The following is a 6,595-nucleotide window of genomic DNA, read 5'->3' as shown; positions in this document are numbered from 1 at the left end:
GGCGGCGCGGACCCCGGTTCTCGCGGCGGCGCGGACCACCCCGGCGCTCGCGGTGGCGCGGACTCCGGTGCTCGTGGCGGCGGGGGCTCCGGCGCCGCGGCCCGCAGGGGTGTTCGAGCGGATTCCGCCGCAGGTCCGCCCGGGGGCACCGGTTCCGTCCGGCCCCATTGACGTGCCCGTGCCACCTGCCTAGCGTGCTCGTCATCCCATCGGTTCTCCGCAACCTGACGAGCCACCAGTGAAGCGGGAGGGCGGATGAGTCTCTTCGAGGACGGTCGGCCCTTTCTGCACGCGCTCCCCGCCGACGACCGGCGCGCCCTGCTCGCGCTCGGCAGCCCGCGGACGTACGGCCCCTCCGAGGTCGTCCTGCGCGAACACGACCGCACCACCTTCGTCGTCGCGATCGTCTCCGGCTGGGCCACCGTCTCCGTGGAGACCGAGCGCGGGGTGCGGCTGATCCTGGCCCTGCGCGGCGCGGGCGAGGTCGTCGGGGACCAGGCCGCGGTGGACCACGGTTCGCGCAGCGCCACCGTCACCGCGCTCGGCCGGATGGAGGCGGTCGTGGTCTCCGGCGACCGGTTCCGCGCCTATCTGGCGGCGAGGCCGGTCGCCACCGTACTGATCATGCGTCAGTTCAGTTCCCGGCTGCGCAGTTCCGACGGCGAACGGCGCTCCCTTGCCTCCGAGAAGGTGCTCCAGCGGCTGGCCGCCCGGCTGGTCGAGATCGCCGAACGCACCGGCCACCCCGGTCCCGGCGGGGCCATCGCCGTCGATCTGCCGCTGCCGCAGCACGACATCGCCGCGGCCGTGGGCTCGACCCGGGAGGCCGTCGCCAAGGCGCTGCGGCTGCTGCGCGACCAAGGTGTCGTACGGACCGCCTCGCGCCGCTTCGAGGTGCGGGACATCGGGCTGCTGCGGCTGCTGGCCGAGGGGCGCGCGACCGGGGAGCACATTCCGGCGCGCCCCTGCGAATGAGCGCGGGCGCGCACGCCCCGCGAATGCGCGCGACTGTGTAAACGGCTACAGCCCCCGTCCCGCCCCCGGCCCACCCTGGTGGTGGCACAGGTGAACGGGACCGTGTGCGACGGGGGTGCACACGGCCCAGCGCCTGGCGCCGGAGAAGGGCGGCGGGGCGGATCGAGGGAGAGGTCCCGCCGCCCGCTTCGGACCTCCCTCCAGGGATGCCACCCCCGAAGACCTACGTGTACGGGGACCACGGCATGAAGGAGGGCGGGCGATGAGCGAACCGGACGGCATCGACACCCCGGCGGACCCGGGCCCGCGGCGGCTGGACATCCCGAGGGGCGGCCCGCTGGACGGCGCGGGGGAGGCGGGTGGCGCCCGCGCGGCGCGCGAGGCGCGCGCCCATCTGCGCCTCACCGACTGCCCGCCGCGTCCGCCCGACACGGACGAGAACCGCCCGCTCCCCGAAGGGCCGGTGACCCGCGAGGAGTTGGCGCTGCTGCGCCGCGTCCACCGGCCCGCCCCCGGCCATGCCGCGATGCGGGAGCGGCTGCGCCACACCCACCTCCTCGCCCTGTGCGGCGAACCCGGCACCGGCCGCGCCTGGACGGGCCTCGCGCTCCTCGCCGAACTGACCGAAGGCGACGACCCGGCCGAAGCGGCGGGCGGCCAAGTGGTCCGGCTCGGCTCCGGTGCCGTCCCCGCCGGGCCGCAGATCGAGCGCGGTCACGGCTATCTCCTCGAACTGCCCGCCGACGAGACCGATCCCGGGCCCCTCCTGGACCGGCTGCGCGCCCGCTTCACCGAGCGCGGGGCGTTCGGCGTCGTCCTGGTCGCGGACGGCCCGGCCGCCGACCGGCTGCTGAGCGCCCGCCGCCACGCCGTACCGTACGAACCCCCGCCCGCCGCCGAGGTGCTGGACCACCAGCTGTCCGACCTGCTCGCGGACAAGCCCGCCGAGCTGCTGGACCTCGCCCGCGCCACCGCCGCCCGCCCCGACGTGGCCGACGCCCTCGGCCTGGACGAGCCGCGTCCCGGCGAGGCCGCCCGGCTCGCCCGGCACCTCGCCGCTCACGCCGAGGGGCGGCTGTCCGACGAAGGGCTGCTGGAGCGCTGCCGGGACTTCGCCCCGGACCAGGCCCGCGCCTGGTTCGACGGCGCGGGCCGCCCCGGGACCCTGCCCGCCGCGCTGCCCGCCCTGCGGACGGCGGCGCTGCGCATCGCGCTGGCCGTCTTCAACGGCTCCGCCCACAGCCTCACCGCCGAGGCCGCCGAGCTGCTGACCTGGGAGCTGGCCGTCACCCTCGACCCCCAGTACGCGCCCGGACGCCCGCTGTTCGCCGTGCGCCCCGGGGCCGGGCTGGCCGCGGCGCGCGCGGTGTGCTGCGACGGCGTGGAGGACCTGGGCGACGCGTCGGTCGCGGTCCGCGCCGTCCGGTTCCAGGGGCGGCGGCTGGCGTCCGCGGTGCTGTACGAGGCATGGGACGGCCACCACAACGTCCGCGGCCCGATGGCCCGTTGGCTGCGCGCCCTGTGCGACGACCCGCGCCCCCAGGTGTGGGTGCGCGCGGCGGTCGCCGCGGGCGTGCTCTGCGCCCGCGACTATCTGTACGGCTTCGTCGAACTGCTGCTGCCGCTGGCCCGCGCCGACAGCCCGGTGCAGCGGATGGCGGCCGCCACGGCGCTCGCCGAGGCGGCCCGCGACGACGGCGTACGGCCCGCCGTGGACGGCCTGTTGCGCGGCTGGGCGCTGGGCGACGACGCACGCGAGCGCGAGACGGCGGTCCTCGCCCACGGCTACGGACTCGCCGCGGGCTCGGTCCGGGCGTCGCTGGAGGAGCTGGCCCGGCCGGCGTACGCCGACGACGGGCGGACCACCTCGTACAGCGTGTTGCGGCTGCTGGCCGGGACGGACCCGGAGGCCGTGCTCGCCGCACTCGCCGCCTGGCTGCACGACACCCGGCGGCCGCGCCGGGACCTCGCGCTGCTGACGGTGCTGCGCGCCGTCACCACCCGCACCTCGCACCTCTGGGGGCTCGGCGAGGTGCCGGAGCTGGAGCCGTACGCCGCCTGGCCGCTGGCCACCGCGCTGCTGGCCGCCCGCCCGGGCAGTGCACCGCGGCTCGCCGAACTGCTGCGGGCCGCCCTGACCTGGGCCCGCTCGGCGGCCGCCGCCGAGGACGCGCTGGTCGGCTGGATCCGGCGGGCTGCCCGCGACGACCGCCAGCTGGCGGTGTTGTACGGCTTCCTGCCCCGGCTGGCGCACGACGGTGACGAACCGCTCGACGTACGGGCGGCCACCCGGATCCGGGAGGTGCTGGAAGCGCTGTGAGGAGAGAAACGTCGATGGTGAAGGACACGGACTGCACGCGGGACACGGAGCAGACACAGAACACGCCGAACCCACAGAACACGCCGAACCCACAGAACCTGCCCGACACCCCGGACGGCGGCCCGCCCCCGACGCCGGTGGGCGCCGTACGCACCCTCCGCACCCTGCGCGAGGCGCTGCGCCACGGCGGCGACGCCCTGCCCGCGGCGCTGCGCGAGGCCGACGACGGGCTGCTGCTGAGCGCGCTCGACGCGGGGCTGCCCGCCGACCGGGCCACCCGCGTCGTGGTCGAGCTGGTGCGCCGCGCGCCCGAGCGCGGGCCACGGCTCGCCGACGCGGTCTGCGAGAAGGTGCTGATCGCCCACCTCTACCTCGATCAGCCGGGCGGGAGCGCCCGCCTCCGGGTGCGCAACGCGCTGATGCTGTACGAGGGCCTGGTGCGCCCGTACGCGGACCGGGGCGCCGTCCCCGAGCTGATGGCGTGCGTCCTGCCCGGGTTGTGGGCGGCGGGCGACGGCGCGGGGCGCGAGGTGGTGCGCCGTATCGTCGCCACCCGGCAGGTCACCGGCTTCGGGGAGAAGGGCTGGAAGGCGCTGTTCGGCGGCCTGGCCGAGGAGTGCCGGGAGCACGAGGAGTGCCGGGAGCGTGCGGAGGCCGTCTCCCGCGGCGCCCGGCGGCCCGTCCGGTGGCCCGCCCGCCGCCGCGGTACCGAGGACGGCGGCCGTCTCGATCTCCAGCCCGGTCAGCTGTGGGTCTCGGCCCTGCTGGGCTTCCTGGCCGTGGCCCTGGTCCTGATCGTCATCCTGGCCGCGGCCTGATCCCTGCCCCTGCCTGATCCCGGCCGTGGCCCGGACAGGGGCCCTTGGTCACGACTTGTGTCGCGGGTCATCCGCGGCGAGCCCGAAGCGGCGAAGATGGGAATCATGGGATTCCATGTGGACTCGGAGGCCGGGCGGCTGCGCCGCGTCATTCTGCACCGTCCCGACTTGGAGCTGAAGCGGCTCACCCCCACCAACCGGGACGCGCTCCTCTTCGACGACGTCCTGTGGGTGCGCCGGGCCCGCCAGGAGCACGACGGATTCGCGGACGTGCTGCGCGACCGGGGCGTCGAGGTCCATCTGTTCGGCGACCTGCTGGCCGAGAGCCTGGCCCTGCCCACGGCGCGGGACCTGGTGCTGGACCGGGTCTTCGACGAGAAGGAGTACGGCCCGCTGGCCACCGACCGGCTGCGCGCGGCCTTCGACGAGCTGACCGCCCCGGAGCTGACGGAGGCGCTGATCGGCGGCATGACGAAGCGCGAGTACCTGGCCCGGTTCGCGGAGCCGGTGTCCATCCGCTTCCACGCCATGGAGCCGGACGACTTCCTGGTGAACCCGCTCCCCAACCACCTCTTCACCCGGGACGCCTCCGCCTGGGTGTACGACGGGGTGGCCATCAACGCGATGCGCTGGCCCGCCCGCTGGCACGAGACGGTGCACTACGAGGCCGTCTACCGCCACCACCCCCTGTTCGCGGACGACGACTTCCACGTCTGGTCGGAGGGCCAGGCCGCGTACCCCTCGACCATCGAGGGCGGCGACGTCCTGGTGATCGGCAAGGGCGCGGTGCTGATCGGGATGAGCGAGCGGACCACCCCGCAGGCGGTGGAGATGCTGGCGCACCGGCTCTTCGAGGCCGGTTCCGCCCGTACGATCGTGGCGCTCGACATGCCCAAGGGGCGCGCCTTCATGCACCTCGACACGGTGATGACGATGGTCGACGGGGACACCTTCACCCAGTACGCGGGGCTCGGGATGCTCCGCTCGTACACCATCGAGCCGGGCGCGGGCAGCCGGGAGCTGAAGGTCACCGACCATCCGCCGGAGCACATGCACCGGGCCATAGCCGCGGCCCTCGGCCTGGACGCCATCCGGGTGCTCACCGCCACCCAGGACGTTCACGCGGCGGAGCGCGAACAGTGGGACGACGGCTGCAATGTGCTCGCGGTCGAGCCGGGTGTGGTGGTCGCCTACGAGCGGAACGCGACGACCAATACGTTCCTGCGCAAGCGCGGCATCGAGGTGATCGACATCCCGGGCAGTGAGCTGGGCCGCGGCCGGGGCGGGCCGCGCTGCATGAGCTGCCCGGTCGAGCGGGACGCCGTGGAGTCGTGACGGCGGGGTTACCACCGAGCCTCCGTATATATACAGTCTCTCGTATATGCTTCCAGGGCCCGACCTTGCGTGACCCCGTTTGGCCTGCCCGGCCCGCCCGACCCGCTACACCCGCTCGACCGCGACCTAGGAGCCCACCCCATGGCGATTGACCTCACCGGCCGCCACTTCCTCAAGGAGCTGGACTTCACCGCAGAGGAGTTCCGGCACCTGGTCGACCTGTCGGCCGAGCTGAAGGCGGCCAAGCGCGCGGGCACGGAGACGCGCCGGCTCCAGGGCAGGAACATCGCCCTGATCTTCGAGAAGACCTCCACCCGCACCCGCTGCGCCTTCGAGGTCGCCGCCGCCGACCAGGGCGGCTCGACCACGTACCTCGACCCGACCGGCTCGCAGATCGGCCACAAGGAGTCGGTCAAGGACACGGCGCGGGTGCTCGGCCGGATGTACGACGCGATCGAGTACCGCGGACACGGCCAGGGCGTCGTCGAGGAGCTGGCCACCCACGCCGGGGTGCCCGTCTACAACGGCCTGACCGACGAGTGGCACCCCACCCAGATGCTCGCCGACGTCCTCACCATGGCCGAGCACAGTGAGAAGCCGCTGGACCGGATCGCCTACGCCTACCTCGGCGACGCCCGGTACAACATGGGCAACTCCTACCTCGTCACCGGCGCCCTGCTGGGCATGGACGTGCGGATCGTCGCGCCCAAGCTGCTGTGGCCGGACAACACCATCGTGGAGCTGGCCCGCCAGATGGCCGCGGCCTCCGGCGCCCGGATCACGCTCACCGAGGACGTCTCCGAGGGCGTGCGCGGCGCGGACTTCATCGCCACCGACGTGTGGGTGTCGATGGGCGAGCCCAAGGAGGTGTGGGACGAGCGGATAGCCCTGCTGGGGCCGTACGCGGTGACGATGGACGTGCTGCGGGCCACCGGCAACGACGCCGTGAAGTTCATGCACTGCCTCCCGGCCTTCCACGACCTGGGCACCGATGTGGGCCGGGAGATCTACGAGCGGCACGGGCTGACCGAGCTGGAGGTCACCGAGGAGGTCTTCGAGTCGGAGCACTCGGTCGTCTTCGACGAGGCGGAGAACCGGATGCACACCATCAAGGCGGTGCTGGTCGCGACGCTCGGCTCGGCGTAGC

The 6,595-nt window shown here is 74.4% G+C and carries 5 protein-coding genes; all 5 read left to right on the top strand.

Annotated features, from left to right (window positions below):
• The first annotated feature begins 255 nt into the window (after window positions 1-255).
• Window positions 256-975, top strand: a complete 720-nt coding sequence (locus EEJ42_RS16845; protein ID WP_009714497.1) for a Crp/Fnr family transcriptional regulator — start codon at window positions 256-258, stop codon at window positions 973-975.
• Between the two features lie 262 nt (window positions 976-1,237).
• Window positions 1,238-3,295, top strand: a complete 2,058-nt coding sequence (locus EEJ42_RS16840) for a hypothetical protein (RefSeq protein ID WP_123100737.1) — start codon at window positions 1,238-1,240, stop codon at window positions 3,293-3,295.
• 14 nt (window positions 3,296-3,309) lie between these two features.
• Window positions 3,310-4,113 carry a hypothetical protein gene (locus EEJ42_RS16835; RefSeq protein WP_246096803.1) on the top strand — a complete coding sequence of 268 codons (804 nt, stop codon included), beginning with the start codon at window positions 3,310-3,312 and terminating at the stop codon, window positions 4,111-4,113.
• A gap of 105 nt (window positions 4,114-4,218) precedes the next feature.
• On the top strand, window positions 4,219-5,448 hold the full coding sequence (locus EEJ42_RS16830; RefSeq protein ID WP_123100739.1) for an arginine deiminase: 1,230 nt from the start codon (window positions 4,219-4,221) through the stop codon (window positions 5,446-5,448).
• A gap of 141 nt (window positions 5,449-5,589) precedes the next feature.
• Window positions 5,590-6,594 (top strand): ornithine carbamoyltransferase, encoded by a 1,005-nt coding sequence (gene argF, locus EEJ42_RS16825; RefSeq protein ID WP_123100736.1) that lies wholly within the window; start codon window positions 5,590-5,592, stop codon window positions 6,592-6,594.
• Window position 6,595 lies beyond the last annotated feature (1 nt).

Origin of the sequence: Streptomyces botrytidirepellens, assembly GCF_003721215.1 — a bacterium.
GTDB lineage: Bacteria > Actinomycetota > Actinomycetes > Streptomycetales > Streptomycetaceae > Streptomyces > Streptomyces himastatinicus.
This window is presented reverse-complemented; position numbering and strand designations above follow the sequence as displayed.

Excerpts from the sequence above, each read along its gene's own strand:
- EEJ42_RS16845 (WP_009714497.1), top strand. The coding sequence starts at position 256 with ATGAGTCTCTTCGAGGACGGTCGGCCCTTTCTGCACGCGCTCCCCGCC.
- EEJ42_RS16840 (WP_123100737.1), top strand. The coding sequence starts at position 1,238 with ATGAGCGAACCGGACGGCATCGACACCCCGGCGGACCCGGGCCCGCGG.
- EEJ42_RS16835 (WP_246096803.1), top strand. The coding sequence starts at position 3,310 with ATGGTGAAGGACACGGACTGCACGCGGGACACGGAGCAGACACAGAAC.
- EEJ42_RS16830 (WP_123100739.1), top strand. The coding sequence starts at position 4,219 with ATGGGATTCCATGTGGACTCGGAGGCCGGGCGGCTGCGCCGCGTCATT.
- argF (WP_123100736.1), top strand. The coding sequence starts at position 5,590 with ATGGCGATTGACCTCACCGGCCGCCACTTCCTCAAGGAGCTGGACTTC.